We start from the raw sequence: 18,396 nt of genomic DNA, 5'->3' as shown, positions 1-18,396 counted from the left end.
ATCATGCCAGGATGCTGCCACAGTCCGCGCTGTAGTGCCATGATGTCCGCACAGGGTGAATTTGGCGTTATCAGAATTTCGCGCCTGCAGCGAATGGCCAGTATGACAGGCCGCGCGGCAACATGCGGCTTAATGCTGAATGGCAGTTGTGGGCCGGTTGGGTTCTGAAGGGCGCCCACAGTTCGCGACCTTGCAGCGGCAGCTTCCTGCGCTCCGCTGCCCCCGGTGCAGCCCGCAGCATCACATTAGGCAGCTTGGCTCTGCCGAGAGTCCGCTTCTGGGAAACTCACCATAGAATTTCGCACCGGCAGCAACCTTGGCGCGGTACCTCTTGTCTACGGCCGCTTCGGGCTGTGACTGACGTGCTGCGCTAGCGAAGGGCCACCCCCAGGGCAATGACGGCTCAGGGCCTATTCCGTTGAAAAACTCCGCTGTGCCGCCGCCTTGAGGCCTTCGACAGCAGGGAGCGTTCTCCGCTCTTCATGCAGAACGGGGCGTTTGCGCTTGGCGCGTGCGGCTGTCGAAGGTATTGCCGCAGGCGGCTAACCTGCCCCACGAGGGGATTGCTCACACCAATTCGATCCGTTCAAGTCGAAATTCCACACTGCCGCAATTCGGAGAAAGCCGCACAACGACACCAACTGCCTGGCACGACTGTCATTTTCCGGTCTTGAAGGCGTCCTTCACGAAACCGTCAAGCGGAGCCGTCAGGCGGTAGAGCGGACCGCTTTCCTCGGTATCTTGCTCCTGGTCCGGCAAAACCGGTTCGATCGACAATGTGCTGGAATAGCGCATTTCCACCTCTTCGATGGTCAGCATGATGTCCAGGTCATGTGCCTGCCGCCTTGGAATCCGGAAGCTTCCGGTCACTGTTGCATGGTCCCGGCTTCGCGTCATGAGGTATTCCTGGTCCAGATGGCGATGTACGATCCTCTTGCTGTGGCGTTCCACCCCGGTCAGGCGCGCGGTGAACAGGCTGCGCGGGCCCATATCCTTACCGAATTCATCCGCCAGCGCAGCAGGGCCGGTAGTCGTGACCGTCAGCAGCACGGCGTCGCCCTCCAGGCTGCGCGCGACGGTCGTCTTGCGGCAAGGCAGCAGCTTGCACCGGAAGGCATCCCCGATCGGCGATACGCGCAGGTCCCTGGGTGCATAGGGCTGATAGCGCACGACGCCCAGTTGGAGATGCGGATCAAGGGTATGTCGCGGGTCCAGCGTGACGTTGCAATACCACAGCTCCTTGGCGACGTCGTAGCGCGGAACATAGGTCAGCAGATCGACGGGATAGAATATGGCGGGTCGGGTGCCGTCCCTGCCGGGATCATTGGCATCCTCGTAGATCGGCAACTGGGCGTTTGCCACATAGCCGACATCATCGCGATGCGTTCCGCACCATTTGCCATGCGGATCGAATCTCCCATCCGCCAAGATCGGCAGCGGCACCGGGAAGAACCCGTAGGGTCCGGTCTCGTATTCCTGCGGGTGCTTCGCCATGGGCGGGCGGGTGCCTTTGTCGGCAAACTCGGTCAACCGGTCCGCCAAGTCGGGGGGCACGTTCTTGGGATTGGAAAACGGTTCCGACAGGCGGAAGAATTTGGACCCGGTTTCGACGCCGTTGAATTCGCGTTCATAGCGCCCGTCCGTCCCGAAGCTGCTGGGCCGGGGAGACAGAACGATGCCGATCCGTTCGGTTGGTCCGCTGCTCAGCAGGGGTCGTTTGAAGGAAAGGCGCATCTGCGACTTGCGCAGAAATGTGATCGTGGCCTCGTCCTCGGGACGTGTCACCTCCTGGTCGGGCAGGGGCACGATTTCCGGCTTTACCGCGGCGGCCGGCGGGTCGGGCCGGCGTGAGGACGGCAGGGGTAGGTTGACAAAGTGCTTTTCGTCCTCCAGTTCACGGAAGACGTCCGGCACCTTGGGCGCGGCGTTGCTGGTCCGTCTGGTGGTCATCGCATTTGCGAACCGGCCGATCGCCCGGAACCGCAGGCCCAGGGACCGGGCCTGGGAAAAGCTCAGGATAGGTTCCACATCGATTGAAATCCCATCCTGGCTGCTCAGGCGCGATGCCTTCTTGTCTTCGGCATCCTGATCCGCGTTTGTAGCCAGATCGAACAGCGTATGCAGCGCCAGATAGGCAACCGGGGGCTGCCAGGGTGATTGTTCGAGATCGTGATCCTTTAGCGAGGCGGCAAAGGGCGGGATATTCTCGATCCGGGCCAGGCGCAGTTTCGACGAAATCGGCTTTGCCTGCTCGTCCGGGAAAATATCAAAGCCATAGATATCTTTGGCCTTAAGAAGGGCGTCCGATGCCTTGCCGGCGCCCTTGGGATAGACCGAGCCGATGACGTTCGATGCGCCGCGCGTTCGCGACGGATCGTCTATCGCGCCCTTGAGCGGGTTGCCGGTCTTAACGTCGATTTCCACGGCACCGGTCGTCAGGGGGTCGATCTTCAGATAGCCGATCAAGTCCACATCCGTGCCGGGCCCTTTCAGGCCCAGGCCGGGGTTGCCTTCGTCATGCAGGCTGCTGGCCGTCAGCGGCACCATCTCGGGCAGCAGGGCCGGCAGCTTGCCCAATTCGCCGCGAGCCAACGGATCGGGATCGGAGCGGCGGGCGAATATGTCTTTGTTGGCGGCCTCTTCGATCACGATGTCCGGGGTATCGAACCCGTTGTGGCCGATGCTGCTGAGCGACCCCACCTGTGGAACGATCGACGGCTTGTCGACGGCATGGGTCACCGAGATCCTGCTGTGACCGCCTATCACATCTATCGGGTGCTCCTGCAGGGCCTTGTGCAGCACGGTCGCGACCGATTTCAGCTGCGCCAGATCCGGCGTGGCCTCGCAAGCGATGCCACAGGTCTTGTTCGCCGGGTTCGGCCCAAGCAGGCCGGCCTTGGCCAGGCAATCGGTCAGCGGATCCAGGCCGGCGCCATCGTCCTGCAACCCGTCAATGCAGGCCAGGCCGGGTTTCGCGGCCATGGACACCATTGCCTGCAGGGTGACAAGCTCGGTGGTGATGGCAAACCGCGCCAGATCCGGGATCGGCCACACGACCAGCTCTGCCTCCAGCCCCGGCGGCAGCGTTATCGTCATGTCGACGCATGACACGTCTGCAAACCTGATCGGTTTCTTCGCGCGTTCGAATTGCAGGGCAAAGCCCCGCTTCAGCGTGACGGAAACCGGAGTGACATCGGGATAGGACGTGACGGTGTTTTCAACGATCACCGCCTTCCCGATCCAGCCGTCACGCGTGCCGACCTGGCGCAGGCGAAAGGCCGTCGAACCGTGCAGGGGTTCCGGGTAATAGGGTGTTTTCCGGTCCAGCCCCTTGTAATCCCTATGGAAAACCGCGCTGCTTGGGGTCCGGCCCGTTTTCTGTCCGGGATCGTTGTAGCGGCGTTTGGCCAGAACCTTCTTGCCCTCGTCGCCAGTATAGATTTCATCCAGTGTCAACCAGCCGCCTTGCCCGTCCATCCGGGCCGTCCGAAGACCATCGGGCGGGCGGTTGCCATATCTGGTCTTGACGTGGCGCACCTTGGGAAGCACGCCGTTGCGATAGGCCAGGTCCAGATCCACCATGCCGGGCAGGACGATCAGCCTTTCGCGGTCATAGGGTCCTTCACGGCGGTATTTTCCGTCTGTGCCAAGCTTTGACCGCAGGGTCACGCTGCGCGCCGTGTTCGGTTGATAGGTGCCGAAATACTTCCCCGGCTGATTGCTGTTTTCAAACCCGTTCAGCAGCACCAGGGGCTTGGCGATCTTTTCCGTCCGCAACAGCCGGTGGCCGGGTTGCGCCTTTTCCTTGGTGCGGCGCGGCACCGATGCGCAGGGGACGCTGGACAGAACAGCGCTGGCCGTTTCGTCGCTGACGCTTGTGCCGCCCACATGGATGTTGCGCGCGCCCAGATAGTTGCCCAGCCCGTTCAAAAGCTCCAAGGGCTTTTGCCGGTGGTCCAGGGTCTGGATCGAAAGATATTGCCGCCCGATGTCCAGCAGCCCCTTGCGTAGGACGGGCTGGACATAGGCCTTCTTGGCCGCGTTCCATTCCCCGACGGCATTGTCGGTGCCCTGCTGTTCGCCGGCATATTCATAGACCAGCTCGTCGGCCACGGTGACAAGCCGGGTCTCTTCCCCGCCTTGCGGGTCTTTTTCTTCCTTCGTCTGCTGCGCCAGGGCCCAGGCCGCGCGCTGATACCGGGCGCGTTCCTGGCCGACGAAAAAGCCGTTGACCACCTCATCCGGCCAGGCGCGCGCTTTCTGACCGTGATGGATCGGCACCGTGGCGTCGTAATACCGGATATTCGCCCCGCTCAGGGCGTTCCATTCCGGTTCGGACTGGTCGTCGAAACACCGGATGCTGCCATCATACATCCAGCCGATGGACAGGTCTTCGCTGTCCAGCGCGAAGGTGTCGCAGGGCGTGCCCTCCATCTTGGCCGTCCGGCCAAGCTCGCAATTGATGCGGCTGCACTGGTGGTGGTGGAACAGGCGCAGCGCGCGGCTTTTCAGCGCCGCCAGCGGCCAGGGTTCGGCTTCGGGGCGGGATTTGCCATAGCTGGCGGCGACCTGCGCCACCTGAGCCTTCGACAGCGGCATGTCTTCGGTCAGGCCCGCCTCCGTCGCAAGCGCCTGTCGCGCAGTGTACACATGCGCCAGGATGGTCGACAGCCTGGTGTCCAGATCCTGCATGGCGTCGCGCGGGTTGATCGAGCTCAGCTCGTAAGCCGGGTTCTTCCCGTCGCCATGCGCCGACAGCAGCCGCACGCCGTCCAGTTCCGGCAGAACCTCGCAATCCCGGGCGTCGCAATTGCCCTGAGCGCCCAGCACTGTCACCACCTCGTGGCGGCAGACCGGAACAAAGGCGGGGCGGCGGTCGTTCTTGTCGTCGAAGGTGATTTTCGCAAGGGTCCAGTTGCTGCAATCGCGCGGTAAAAGCTGTTCCGCCTCGGTCGTGCGGGCCACCACCCGGATCATGATATAGCGGCTCGGCTTGCACAGCGGATCGTTTATCGCGGGGATGGCCCTGATCGTCTCCAGGGCGCTTTCGGTCAGGGTGAAATCCTGCGTCAGGCCGAACAGGCGCCCGAATTCGCCGTTGGTTTCCAGTTCCTTGAACCGCGACAGGAAAAGCTGGGTTTTCAGGACGGTGTCGCTGGGTTGCGTCAGGGCGGTCTTGTCGGTGTCGTCGATGTCCTTGCCTTGCTTGGCGGCCTCTTCGACGGCATCCGCCTGACGGGTCCCCATGGCCGAGGCGCGGATATTGACCTGGTTGAGGTAGAACAGCCGGGTCAGAATGCCTTCGAAGGACAGCCGCATCATGTTGGCGGTCAGATTGTCGTCGGCGGGCCCCTGGCGCAGCAACTCGCGGCAGGATGCAGCATCGCTGTCGCCGCACAGCGCGGCCCCAAGCGCCTTGCTGGCCTCGGCAATCTTGGATTGGATTCCATCCACGATCTTGGTTGCCGCCTCGGCCTTTCGCTTGGACACAGTCATCGAGGTGACCCGCTTTTCATCGCTCTCCGGCCCGCCATCCGGGCGGTCCTTGAACACCTCCTTCAGGTCATCGCGGTTCTTGACATAGAAGGCATCCGCCACCCGAACCGCCGCCTCCAGGACCCTTGATTGCCAATTCGTGCGGTCGAAGATGGCCATGCGTTCGACCAGCGCCCGTTCGATCTGGCACGTGATGGCGATCTGGCCGGAATAATCGGCCACCGCATCCATATTGGCCTCCGCCGCGGGCACGTCCTGCTCGGTATACGCCTTCATCGCGTCGTAAAGCGGCTCGAAGCCGTCGTTTGGGTGCTCGGGCATGACGTGTCGCCACAGGCTGTCGATCTTCGCCAGCATCTCGGGCGCGGGCCGTTCTGCCCATGGCGCCAGCATCGAGCCGTCTTTGGGAAACTCGATCTCGGGGGCCTTTTCGGGCACCATGATTTTGCCGTCCGCGTCCAGCGTGACGGCCCGAACCTGCAGGCTTAGATGCTCGGCGCCCAACGCCATGAACAGATGCGAGGGCGCGTTCTCCATGCCTACGGATTGGGCCGTCTCCTCGGGCCGCAACCCGAACGCGACGGTCAACTTGGGCCGGTCCTGGTCCCCGTCCCGATACCATCCGGCCGGAACCGTGCGGGCGGTGAAACCGATCTTGAACCTGGCCTGGGGCGCCGTGTCATCAAGCATTTTCAAACTCCTCCAGGCATTTGGACAGCGCCTTATGCGCGTCGGCAAAGCTGGCGCGCCAATCGTCAAAATCGTCTTCAAAGCGCGGCACGTAGATCTCGATCTTGGCATCGCCCTTCAGCTGGGTGTCGCTTTGCAGCGATGCCAGGACCAGGCTGTCATGCAGCGGGCCGGCGGTTCCCGCGCTGGCCCAACGCACGCCGCGGGTGTCCTCAAGAAAGGCCGATTGTTCCCCGCCGGCTTTTTCCAGGCCTTTCCCTTCCTTCTTGTACAGCACAATCTGGAACTTGATCTTCGCCAGCTTTATCGAGAACGAGAAGCTGAAGACGGCCGAGCCGACCATGTTGCCGCTGCCGTCCTGTCCGACCCGCACGCGCAGCGACGCGCTCATATCGAAGATCCCGATCTTGCCGGAACCGCCGGCAAAGAAATCGCCCGAAACCTCTGTCAGATTGCCGAGTTTGCGGATAAAGATACCAACCGATACCCGCCCGCGCAGCGTCAGCGGCCCGGCGGCAATCGCGCCGCCGCCGGCGAAGACAAAGCTGACGTCGAAACCCAGCATTTCCCGACCATTGGAATACAGCGCGAAATGGCCGCCACCGCCCCAGGCCCCGATCAGAATGATGAACGGGTCGTTGCGGGTGGAAATCCCGACCGAGAACAAGGCTTCGCTGTCGTCGAACGGAAGCACGGCGGAGGCCACGATGCCTACATTCAGGAAGGTCGCGGCACCGAAGGTGATGCCCGGAATGTTGATCCTGTACCCCGCCTGGATGCCCGGCACGATCGATGCCGGTTCGATAAAGAAGCCGCCGGAATCCAGGCCCATCTTTTCGGCTAGGTCCTCAATGAACTTGGCTTCGCGGCCGACCTTGTAGCCGACAAACTGGATGTCGTATTCAAAGTTCTTGTCTTTGTCGTAAGAGAACTTCGCGCCGCTGAAACTGATCGTGAACACGTCAAAGGCATCCCCGAAAAGCGCGACATCAAAGGCCGACAATTCGGCGGTCGTGCTGATCTCGGGCGCGCTCAGCTCGATCAGGTTGACTTTGGTCGTGGCGCTCAGCCTGAATTTCTTTTCACCCTTGGGCAGGAAAATGCCGCCGATATCTATTAGCCCGACATTATAGGTCATCTTGTTGGTGATCGAAGTCGGAACCAGAGACAACAGGATCTCTTCAATCTCGTCCCGCAAATCCGCCAGGTCCAGCTTGACCGCGATCTCGCCGTTGACCACGCGGCTGATCAGGCCGACGATCGTATCCGCCAGCAGGATCAAGGCCGGTTTACGGCCCGGTCCGCCGTAAAGATCGGCCAGGGTCCGCAGCGCCTCGATGGCCTTGTCAGCTTTGGTGCCCTTGTCCAACAGCGTCTTGACCAGCTGCGTTTCCAGGGTCAGCAGCTCGGCATCCGCGTCGCCAATTACTTGCTCGGGAAAGCTCTTTTTCTTGTCGAATTCTTCCAGAAGGCCCAGCTTGACGGCGCGCAGCTGCGCGGGCGTCTTGCCGGTGCCATCCACCACCACGAACAGTTCGCGGATGTCCTTGAGCCCGAGAATGAATTCCCCGGCGATCAGAAGCTGCCGATTTTCCGGATCGTCGGATTTCAGTTCGTTGAATAGCTTCGCGCGTGCGTCACCTGCCGGGACATATATCTTGTCATGCAGGAGCCCGGCCGCCGTCTCGAAGGCGGGTCCGACGAACGCCCAGACCTGCTCTTCAACCTTTGATCTGAGCTTTTGCGCCACGGCGGCCAGCCCGGCTTTGACCTCGGTCTGGTCAACGTGGATGGATTTGACCAGGGACAGCACCGCATCAGAGGAATGTGCCGCCGCCAGTTTCAGGCCGCGCCCGCCATTGCCCCCAGCCCCTTGTGCGCCGCAGGTCAGCACAGCGGTCAGTTGGTCCGGCAGGTTTGCCAGAAGCTTGGCGGCGCGCTCCAGGTCAGTAGGTTTTCCGCTCTCGAGCGTAATCGACTCTTCGGTCGGCTTGTCACTGGTGGCATATACGTCCAGCACCCTGATCGCATCGGCCAGCGCCGTCAACTCGGCCTCGTTGCCGCAGGACGCCAGCGCGGTTTTCAACTGGCCGGTTGCGTTCAGGCCCAGCCGCGTGACGGGCGACAGGAACGCCGTGCGCCGCGCGGCGGTTTTCAGCGTGCCTTCGATGCCGTCAAGCTCGGCCAGCAGCGCCGTGATCGCCGCGCCCTTGGCCTCGAGCGCTTCATCGGCCAGGTCGCCGATAACCCGGTCGGCGCTACGCAGCAGGATAAGCGCATAGGGCAGGCCCGCGCGCACCAACGCATCGCAAAGCTGGATCTCGGCCTTTTTCAGGGATGTTTTGACCTCGGCAACGAAATCCGCATGGGTCTGGTCCAGCTCGTCCAGCGCTTTGGTCAGGTCTTGCATCAACGTGCCGGTCATCAGCGCGTTGATCGCCGCCAACCGCTCTGTCAGCCCCCGCAGCAGCGCGTCGGTTTCATTCACCAAACCTGACCAGCTGGCCAGCGCCGCCTCAAGCTGGGCACGCTCTGTTTCCAGCAATCGGCCGCGTTTGATCTGGGCGAGAAGCTGCTTCTCGGTTGGGCAGTCGATCTTGGTGCCATCGCGAGTGCGCAGCGCCGCGGCCAGGGCTAGCGCGAAGCTCTCGACAGAGTTGATGGTCAGGACATAGCTTGTCTCGAAGGTCTTCGCCGTCTGCGTAAGCAGGGTGGCGACGGTGTCCAGATTGTTCGCCGCTGCCTTTGCCGCGTGCGCGGCAATCTCGTTGTGCAGGCCGGCCAGAATGCGCAGGTATTCGGGCAAGGCTTCGCGGCCATCAATGTCCTGCCCCCGCTCAAACGGTCGGAGCCGCGGAATGGCCGCTTTCAGCTTGCCCTTGTCAAAGTCCGCGAGGCTCCGAAGATTTTTGAAAGCGTCGCTGATCGTCTTGTCATCCGGAACCGTGCTGTACCTTTCCATCCAGCCGGTCGCGCCGTTGACATAGTCGATGACCAAACACAGCGCCCCCCGAAGGGGGGCGACGATCCGGTCGCCCTGGGCGTCGATTTCCGCGGTGATCTGCTGGGCATAGGCCCCCGCGAAATAGGCCTGATCGACGGCCTTTAGCAGGCCCACAAGCTCGAGCAGGATGACCCGAGGGTCCTTCGAGGTGCTGGCGCCGAACGCGCCGATGACTTTCCCGGCCTGTTCGAGCAGCGCCGTGGCGGTGACCCGGTCCAGCCCGAACACGCGCTTGATCAACATATCGCGCAGCAGGTTCAACTGTTCCTCGACGCGCGCCTTTGCCGCCTGGATCTCGTCTTCGAAGGCCGTTACACGGTCCTTGGCAATGTCCAGACGGGCCTGAATTGCCGCCTTAGCATCGTCCGCGGCGGCCTCAAGCGCGGCCTCAAGATCCGAAACCGCCTTGTCCAGTTCTACCCGGATCTTGGACGGGTCGGTGCCATCCAGCATGTGTTGCAGGCGTTCCAGCGTTTTCTGGACCGACCGGTATTGCGCCACCTGATCGCGCAGAACCTCGCCGCCTTCTTTCTCCAGATCGGCCTTGGCCGTTTCGACCAAACCCGCCAGCGCATCGACCCGCGCTTCAGCGTAAAGGTCCCATTTCGTCTTGCCGTCCTTGATCGGGGCGGGCGAGGCCAGCAAGGTGGCAAAGCTGTCAAGGTTGTTGCCTTGGCCGTCCGTAAAGGCCGTCGTGACGGCCAGTTGCAGGCTGTCCTTGATGAAGGTCTTGAGGTCGTCATCCAACTTGGCGCGGGCAAAGGCGCGCCGCAAACCGGTGCCGATGACCTGTTCCCAATCGGTTGCGCCGTCGGTGATCTGATCGGCCCAGGTTTTGGCCTGCTGCCGGGCGACGGCAATCGCCGCCTTTTCAAGGTCCTTTGCCGTCTGCAAAGCATCCTGCAAACCATCTGCGACCGCGCCGAATTCCCACTGGTCCCCGCCCAGATATCCTTCAAGCACCTTGCGCAACCCGGTCCGCAAGGGCGAAACCGGGTCCCGCGCCACGTTTTCCAGTGCGCGCAGTACCGATTTGCCCGAGGCCGCCACTTCCGTGGCCTTGCCTATGGCGTCGCTGACGCCGGCGTTTTCCAGGGCGATCAGGTTGGTCTCCAACTGTTTCAGGCTGCGCCACAGGTCCGGCAGCAGGGTTGCGGGGGAAATCTTGCCGTCGATCGCGCTTTCCAGGCGTCTGTTGGTCTGGCCGATCAGGTCACGCAGGGGCACGACGACCGTTTCCTTGACGGTGTCGACCCCATCGGCCAGCGCGCTGCCATAATCCTGAATCTCCTCGAACACCGGAATGTTGTCGGACAGCACGCCGACCAGAAGCTGGATCAGTTCCGACACTTCGATGATGCCGAGAATCCGCATGTCGCGATTGCCCAGCATGTTCCTGACGATCTCGTCCAGGCTGCCAGGGCTGGCCGATCTGTCGCCGCCTCCGGACAGCTGTTCCTTTGCGCTTCCGCCGAGCTGTTCCTTTGCCCCTCCGAACCGATAGGCCAGCTGGGTCGGGACGGCGGAAAAGGCATCGCTGTCGGAAATGCCCGCGTCTTTAAAGTTCGGGGGGACGGCCTCTTGGTACATCAGCGGGCCTTCGCGCCGCGCCAGGCCGGTTAGGAACCCGGCCGGGCGGCCGATGCCGCCGACGCTGGCGCCGCGCGCGCCCACGTCGAACTTGACGGGTTTCCAGACCCCCAGAACAAGATCGGCCTGGTTGCCGGGCGGCAGGATTGCGGCGTCTTCCGGATCGGGGCGTTCCGCGCCGGCGGTGCCGTTTTGCGGCACGCCCCGGGTCAGGTAGGACACATCATAAGCGACGTTCAGCTTCTGGCCGCGGCGCTGGCCGGTCTGGCGCGCCATGCGGTCGGCCCGCACGCAGCCGCTTTGCAGGAAGGGATAGAAAGGAGGCTGGTCGGTGGCCGCCAGCAGCGCATCGAATTGAAACTCTGTCCGCGGCTGATTGCCGAAAAGGGCGCCACGGGCCTCGATGACGTCGGCGCCGTGCAAGTCCGAAGCCGCGGCGGGTGCCGCAGTCGTGGTGGTCAGGGGCCGGCCTTCAGCGCCCAGAATCCAGGTTTCGGTTTCATAGGTCGTGTCGGCATCGCGCAGCTCGTTGGCGTAACGCCGCCGTGCCCCAGCATGATTGATCTGCCGCAGGAACTGTTGGGCTTTCTGCTCCTTCTGCTTGTCTGCTGCGACACGGTGCAGATGGCCGATGCCCATGTAGTATTCGCACAGGCGCTGCAACGTCACTTCGCTGGTGGCCGCCACGAAGTCGACAAAGATCAGCGGAAGATCGACCGCCGCCGGGCCGTCGTCAAAGATGACCTGAAACTTGAACGTCCCTGCTAGCACCTCGGCCGTGCGCGGCCAGAACACCAGGCCCCGTGTGCCCCGGCCCAGGTTGATGCGCCCACTGGGATTGACCTCAAACGCTTTGTCGAGGTCCAGCCTGACATCCGGCGACACCAGATCGGGCGTCTGCAATGAAACAATCTGGGACCGGTCGAACGGGCGCTCGCGACCGTCGAACGCCTGCCCGTACCATTGCGATTTCACCGGTTCGCTGACCCTCAGCCAGGTGCGGGTGACTTCCTTGGTGGCGGGATAGTCCCGGCCCTTGATCCGGCTGGGATGAATGACCGCGGTATTGGTTTGGGTGACGCGCGTCGCCTTGTGCCCCAGCGGGAACAGATAACCTTTCTCCAGCACCTTGGTGTGCTCGTCCTCGCCGTAGGTGCCTTCATATTCGAACTGCTCGATCTGGTCGGGTTCATACAAGCTGACCTTCGCCGAGTTCAGCCCCGGCACGCGCACCAGAAACGGTGCGTTCAGCTTGACCGATGGCCCCAGCGGGTTCAGCGTGACCTGGCTGAAGTCGAAATCCTGCTGGGTCAGGATGGTCTGGCGCAGCCGGAAGGTGCGGCCCTCTCCGGCACTGGTGATCCGGTTCGAAAGATCGTCCAGAATGAAACCGGCCGGCGCCGGCAGCGAGCCTACATCGCGGTCTTCGTCATAGTTTTTGATGACATTGCCGTCTTCGTCCACTTCCACCACATCGCCGATCGTAGGGCGCCCGGCGACGGATGTCGAAACAAGCGAATGCCGGTGATACGAACTCAGCGCGGTCTGGAACTGCTCCGGGTTTTCGGGCTCGACCCAGGTGATCTGACCATCGACCTGCCTGGCCCGGCCTCTGGCCCAGGGGGCCACGGGGTGGCGGGGTGGCGTTTGATAGGCCTGCGCAAGCTGATCTTCGGACAGGACCGGCCGGGTTTCGTCGTTCACCGGCTGGCGAAAGGCGGCCAAAAAGACCAGCGGGTTGAAATCCGGCGAGGCGACCGCCCGAAGGCCCTGGCGCGGCAGGCTGGAGGCCAGCGATATCGACCATGCCGGCAAGGCCGGCGGTTCGGCTGGCCCGTCCTTTTCGGAATAGATATCGGCCGGGGCCGCATCCCGCATTTCCGTCCGCGCATCATCGGCCGGCGAGAACGCCAGGCGCGACAGAAGCTCCCACGAGGTTTCCCAGGGCTTCACCTGATCGGCGGCGTTCCGTGCTACATCCGCCATGCGCTGCAGGCTGGTATAGGCGATCGCGCCCGACTCTCTGGGCCGGATGCCCTGCTGTTCCAAGGTCTTGGCGAAATCGAAGATCGGGCGGCGCGTGCCCTCTTCGTCGATCTCGAACAGACGGCGCGCCCGCAGGGGCACCGACATGTCGGCATTGTCCCGGTTCAGCAAATCCGCCAGCGTGAACGGGGTGTCCTGTTTCGGGTCGTCCCGAGTGTCCCAATAAAAGCACAGCCGCGACCGCGCCCCAAGGCGCGATCTGGAAATCGTAGGGAAGGTCTGGCCGTGCCGGAAATATTCCAGCAACACCCCACCAGAGGCATCCCCCACTTTGCCCAGAAGGATCGTGCGAAAGGCGTCATGGGTGGTCTTGCCGTCGGTATCCGTAAACTCCTGTTCAAGCCAAGCCATACCGGGAAAGACTTCTGGCAGCCCGCTCTGCAGCTTGGTCTGGTAGAAGGCGTTGAAATCCGCGAAATCCGGCGCGTCGGGAATGCGGATGCGCCGCGACAGATCAACATCGATGGCCGTGCGCTCGGCATAGGTCTTGCCCGCGACCTCTTTTTCGCGAATGCGCAAAAGCTCGGACGTGTCGGCCTGCCGCAGCCGCGCGGCCATGGCCAGGGTGGCAAGCGGATAGGACGCGGCGTCGGCCGGCTGCATCGCTGTTTCGCGCGCCACATCCCAGCTGTCGCGGTCCAGCATATCCGGCCCGATGTAGATGCGCTGATCCTGCGGCACCGGGTATTCCGGACGCCAGGGCACCAGCCTGAGCATAGACAGCCTGTCGGCGATTTCCTTGAATTTCGTGGCGAAGGCTTCGAATTTCGTGGCCACGGGCGGGTCCAGGGTTTTCAGAATGCGCCTCTTGATTTCTTCGCGCAGCTTCACCCGTTCGGCCAGCGGTTCGGTCCGCAGCGCCTGGTACAGCGCCATTGTCTGCCAACTCGTCAGACCTTCGGCATTGTCGGGCGGGAAAGCCATCAGCATCTCATTGTCCGGTTGCGGCAGATCCGCAGCGGTGATCAGCTGAACCCGGTGGGATTCCTTCAAGACATGCCGCCCGGGTACTTCCATGGTCAAGATCGGCCGGTCCGGCTTGGACCCGAACACCAGATCCTCTTCCAGCGGATGCGGGGTTTCCATGCGCAGAACGGTTTCCTTCGGCCCGGACAGAAGACGGAAATTGTGAAACCGGAAGGTCAGCGCCAAAAGATCCGTGTCGCGCCGGACATCAAGCTCGGCCCCCTCCATCGACACGTCCAGCGGCGCATCGGCAAAGGGCGCGGCCTGGTCCCATGGCAGGCTGCGCGGCCAGTCGATCAGAATGGCGCTTTGACGGAACGGAACCTGCCGCCCCGCAGCATCTGCGGCTTCCGGTGCCGTAGCAAGCGGTTCAACCGGCGGCACGTCCAGTAATTGCAGCGAAACCGCCGGTGCTGTGCTCTCGTTGCGCCAAAGCAGCCGGGTGGTCACCTGCTCGGCCGCGTCCACCTCTTCCTCTAGGCCGATGCCCAGACCTGCGATTCTGCCGGTTGCCTCGAACTGGGTGATACGGCTGGTGTCAAACCGCGCCGTCAGCCGCGCACCCTTACGGTGCAGACTAATGATCCCGAATGAAAAGCCCTGAAGCGTTTCCCATGTATCCTGTTCCGGGTTCGCGCCGGAAAAATCCTGGCGCAGATTATCGAGCGTACCTGCATGAAGCCTGGAATTAAGAACCAATGCGACGGCGCCTGCCGGCTTTCCGTCATGCGTTGTCGTTTCATAGGATAGCGCGGCGGAAATGCGTGGATCGCCGGCGAAGGCGCCTTCCTCCTCATCGCTGGCACCGATCGTAGCTGCAGCCCTGAGTGAAAGATCGGCCAGAATGTAGCCGGCCCGGTCTAGCGTGAGCCGGGAATCTTCGGCCGGGGTGATCGGTATGCGGATGCGCGTCGCATTGCCTTCAACGACCGCCTCGACCTTGGTTTCACTGGTCACGTTCTCTGGCGTCGGCATGATCCGCGCCCGGCAACCCGAGCGCGTCGTGCGCACGAATTCGCTCTCGAAAGTGAAACCTTTCAGAGATGCGATGTGCCGGGAAGATGGCCTTCGCGGAAAGGCAAAGCCTACGACCTGACATTTCGTCTGGGGGCGCACGATCTCCATCACGCCCGGTTGTTGGCCGTGAATCGTCCAGTCGAAGGCAAAGAGCCGATTACTGCGCACGCCGACCGGGTCGGTGACGGGATCCTCGATGATACGAGCCGACACCCAGGCGCCCTTGGTCGTACTCACCGGCATCGCCAGAAGCCTTCCGACGGTCTTGCCGATATAGGCGCTGGACAAATTAATCCAAACCCGATCTTGCCCGCGTAGGAAGCTCAGCAATGGCAACGGTTGACCGTCCTTCTGCTTGAGGCCCAGCCAGTTGCCCTGCGCACCGTTTCCGGTTCTCCACAACCTGGTGTCTAGGGTTGCGGTCCAAATTGCATCGTCGGTGGCGGTGTCACGCCGCAGGACAAGCTTCAGCCCGGCGGGGCCGAGCCCGCCCGGCGATAGCGTCGATGTCAACGCGATCTCGATCCTTGTTTTACCGGTGAGATCCGCCCATTTTCTCTTGTCGTCGGGGGTGGGCAATTCGCGCAGATCGACCGTGGGAATGCCTTTGGGAACGATATCAGCCGTGCCCTGGCCGGCATCCTGTGGCAGAAGCGCATCGGCGCTGATCTGAAACCGCTCTGGGTCTACAAAATCCGAGGTCTTGTCGAACTCGATTTCGACCCGGCCGCTTTCTTTGGACCCGGGCCGTCTGATGACGGCAATGCGCATGTGGCGCAGGTCTGCGGGCGTCGCCAAGGCTTGGGCAGCCAGGGGAGTGGCAAGCGTGGAGGCAATAAATGTGCGGCGGGTTATCCCGATACGTTTTGACATAGTCTGAACCTCTCCCAATCGAGAAAAAGTCTAGGACCTGCTCGACATCACCCTTTCTTGTTCTTCGTTTTGCCCGGCACGTTCTTCATGTAACCTTAGATCCGACCGGGTTCTTGCAGCTTGAATTCAGAATGGGGTCAGGTCTTCGGCCAAGCCGACGGCACAGGCGAGCCGCGTTTCCTGCAGCTCGGCCTGATTTTCCAGAATCTTCAGGTTGCCTTACGGAACGGTCAGCTAATCGCACAAACGTTAAAAGAGCCAGAGGAGACCGGCATTTAATTCGTTTGCGACCCCCCTAACTTTCTCTAGCCTTTTGACTGCCTCCGAAACTTTTTTGACCACGTCGGCGAGCACTTCATCAAAGCAATCGGCACTTGCAGCTATTTCTAAAAGTCACTTAACGCGGCAAATAAATTGTGAAACGCCGATCCAAAAAGAACGACAGAATCAACCACCGATTTCAATAAAGGTTGCCTTTTATTAACGTTTGGTCAATGATTTTCTCGTCTCGCGTGTAGCGCAAGGCGGCTATGCACAAGTTCAGTGCTCTCGGTAGGGCAAAGCAGCACCGAATGGCCAATCGACAGAAGGATGCTTGACGCCATGAAGCAAAAAGGAAGGAACCTAGTTCAAATTATCTTCGGGCTTTCATTGACCTGGACAACCGTGCAGGCGGCCCCCCTGACCCCACAAGTCGCAGACAAATCGAAAGTACCCTACAGATATGCCGGCAAGTTATTCCTCGTGGGCGATGGTAACGAGTTTGTTGAGCTTTGCTCAGCCCAATATGCAGGGGCAAATGACGTGGTTCTCACTGCCGCCCATTGCGTGATTGACAAGGCTGGAAACACCCTACACGCAGGGAATTTAGTTTTTCTGCATGGCTATAACGCGAACACACCACTTAAGGCCAGCAAAGTGTCGCAGTTGGTGACCTGCATCGCCCTGCCAAACGCCTATAGGGCCAACAAACCCAACCATGACTATGCCTTTCTCAAGATGCAGGCTGCCGGTTCACAAGGGCATTTCACGCTCGGTAGAGGCATGATGGACGCGGAGGTCGTCACCTCGACTGGCTATCCGTCAAACTTCAATTCTGGCAAGGAGCTCATGGCTGTACACGGCGCCCGAACCAAGTATTCCGATCTTATCATCAAGGACGTTCAGTTATTCAAAGGGAACCCGTTCGGAGATGGTTCGAGCGGCGGTGCCTGGGTCAATCCGGCAAAAGAGGTGATTGGTGTTAACGCAAAGATACTCGGCACGCCAGGCGGGCCTGCTTCAGATGACAATCAGGTCATCTCGCCGATCTTCGACGATACGTTCAAGAAACTATTCGATTATGCCAATGCCGGATGCAGCGGAACGAACCCGTGAAAAGAGTCCAACCCAAACGCGTTGTCGAGCAATTTCAGCAGAAGGAAACAATCCATGAAAAACTGGCTTTTTTCGATCTTGCTCTTATTTGCCACACCATTGGTGGCTGAAGATGCTATGCTGGTGCCGATCCAGACCTGTGGCGATCTTGACACGGAAAATCAGGCGAATTGGTGTCCGCGCCCCACTGGTGAAGGTGACTTCGTCCAAGGCAAATCTGAATGTCGACGGACGTCGGACACCTCTGTTGAATACACCCACTGTTCCGGAGCGCCGGTGACCGAATACACCGGCGACGATCAATGCTGTATCGAAAGCACGACATGCGCCGGAGCGTTCTACGCCGCGATTTGTGTAAACAAACGTGCGGGCGATTGAAATTGATGTGGCAGAGAACGCGCTTAGCTATGAATGAGGGGCCAGTCGGGAGCAGGTCAGAGCCCATAGCGGAAGTGCTGAGTTCTCGCTGCGCGCGCTCTCAGCACGAAATCTGCTGCATGCGCACAGAGACGGGCGCGGGTACGCAGTCCGCACAGCAAACCTTGGCTTTTCACGCAGCAAAAGTCAGCAATCGGCCCTATTTCGGTCCGCTTTCTATCCCACCGAGCGAGATCCTCGACAGCCTCTCTGCATCTTCCGGCTCCCATTTCTGACGCAAGCCGCGCACATAATCCGCGTCATTCTTCAGCTTTTGCCGCTCTTTGGCGAGGACACGCTTAACGGTCCGCGCCACCAGTTGAGCAATGCGTGTGACCATCCGCAGTGCTGGGCGGATTTCTCTCAGCGTTTCATCCCGCGCACCCTTGGTATCCGGAGCGGCCACGCCCCAGGCCAGGCCTGCCTGCTGATCCGCAGACGCCTCGCCCAGGATGCGTTTCTTTTCTGCTTGCGCCTTGAAGCGCTCCCCGGCACGCCACTTTGATGGCGGCACATGCTGCCGCTTCTCGGGCAGAGGTTTTCCCTCTGCCCGCGCCTGCCGGGAGCTGATCGAGGATCTTGCTGGCGCCCTGAACGCGCCAGAGGTGCGGCGGGAGGCAACGGCGTCGCTGCGGGCGCTGATTTCAGAGGTGCGGATGGTTCCGGACGCAGACGCACCCGGGGGCCATCAGCTTGAACTTGTTGGGGAATTGGCGGGTCTGATGTTTTTGGGGAGCGCCGAATCGAAAAAGCCCCCGCTTTTTGCGGAGGCTTGGTCGGAAACGCTGGTTGCGGGAGCAGGATTTGAACCTGCGACCTTCAGGTTATGAGCCTGACGAGCTACCTGGCTGCTCCATCCCGCGTCAGGTGTTTTGTTATCGTTTAGAGAGATGTTTGGATTTTACTAGGTTTGGCGGTGA

At 61.4% G+C, this 18,396-nt stretch carries 5 protein-coding genes and 1 tRNA gene; 2 read left to right on the top strand and 4 right to left on the bottom strand.

Going from position 1 to position 18,396, the window contains the following annotated elements:
- Positions 1-657 precede the first annotated feature (657 nt).
- Positions 658-6,186 carry a hypothetical protein gene (locus A9D60_RS17645; protein WP_065268800.1) on the bottom strand — a complete coding sequence of 1,843 codons (5,529 nt, stop codon included), beginning with the start codon at positions 6,184-6,186 and terminating at the stop codon, positions 658-660.
- Complete coding sequence (locus A9D60_RS17640) at positions 6,179-15,682, bottom strand: hypothetical protein (protein WP_141117959.1); 9,504 nt, start codon at positions 15,680-15,682, stop codon at positions 6,179-6,181. The genes A9D60_RS17645 and A9D60_RS17640 overlap by 8 nt, the downstream gene beginning before the upstream one ends.
- A gap of 603 nt (positions 15,683-16,285) precedes the next feature.
- Here A9D60_RS17640 and A9D60_RS17635 point away from each other — a divergent pair.
- Together A9D60_RS17635 and A9D60_RS26170 are read left to right on the top strand one after the other, a co-directional pair.
- The gene (locus A9D60_RS17635) at positions 16,286-17,059 is read left to right on the top strand and encodes a trypsin-like serine peptidase (RefSeq protein WP_175392979.1); all 774 of its coding nucleotides are present in this window, start codon (positions 16,286-16,288) and stop codon (positions 17,057-17,059) included.
- Positions 17,060-17,113: 54 nt separating this feature from the next.
- A complete protein-coding gene (locus A9D60_RS26170; protein ID WP_141117958.1) occupies positions 17,114-17,437 on the top strand; it encodes a hypothetical protein in 324 nt (107 codons plus the stop codon).
- Positions 17,438-17,636: 199 nt separating this feature from the next.
- On the opposite strand, the gene A9D60_RS17630 is transcribed toward A9D60_RS26170, so the two are convergent.
- The gene (locus tag A9D60_RS17630; RefSeq protein WP_065268797.1) at positions 17,637-17,990 is read right to left on the bottom strand and encodes a hypothetical protein; all 354 of its coding nucleotides are present in this window, start codon (positions 17,988-17,990) and stop codon (positions 17,637-17,639) included.
- A gap of 272 nt (positions 17,991-18,262) precedes the next feature.
- Positions 18,263-18,339, bottom strand: a tRNA-Met gene (locus A9D60_RS17625).
- Positions 18,340-18,396: the final 57 nt, after the last annotated feature.

The sequence above is a fragment of the Leisingera sp. JC1 genome (assembly GCF_001679925.1).
GTDB lineage: Bacteria > Pseudomonadota > Alphaproteobacteria > Rhodobacterales > Rhodobacteraceae > Leisingera.
The sequence above is the reverse complement of the archived record's forward strand: the minus strand, read 5'-3'. Positions and strand labels throughout refer to the sequence as shown.

Coding starts and splice junctions, on each gene's coding strand:
- A9D60_RS17645 (WP_065268800.1), bottom strand. CDS start 6,186: ATGCTTGATGACACGGCGCCCCAGGCCAGGTTCAAGATCGGTTTCACC.
- A9D60_RS17640 (WP_141117959.1), bottom strand. CDS start 15,682: ATGTCAAAACGTATCGGGATAACCCGCCGCACATTTATTGCCTCCACG.
- A9D60_RS17635 (WP_175392979.1), top strand. CDS start 16,286: ATGAAGCAAAAAGGAAGGAACCTAGTTCAAATTATCTTCGGGCTTTCA.
- A9D60_RS26170 (WP_141117958.1), top strand. CDS start 17,114: ATGAAAAACTGGCTTTTTTCGATCTTGCTCTTATTTGCCACACCATTG.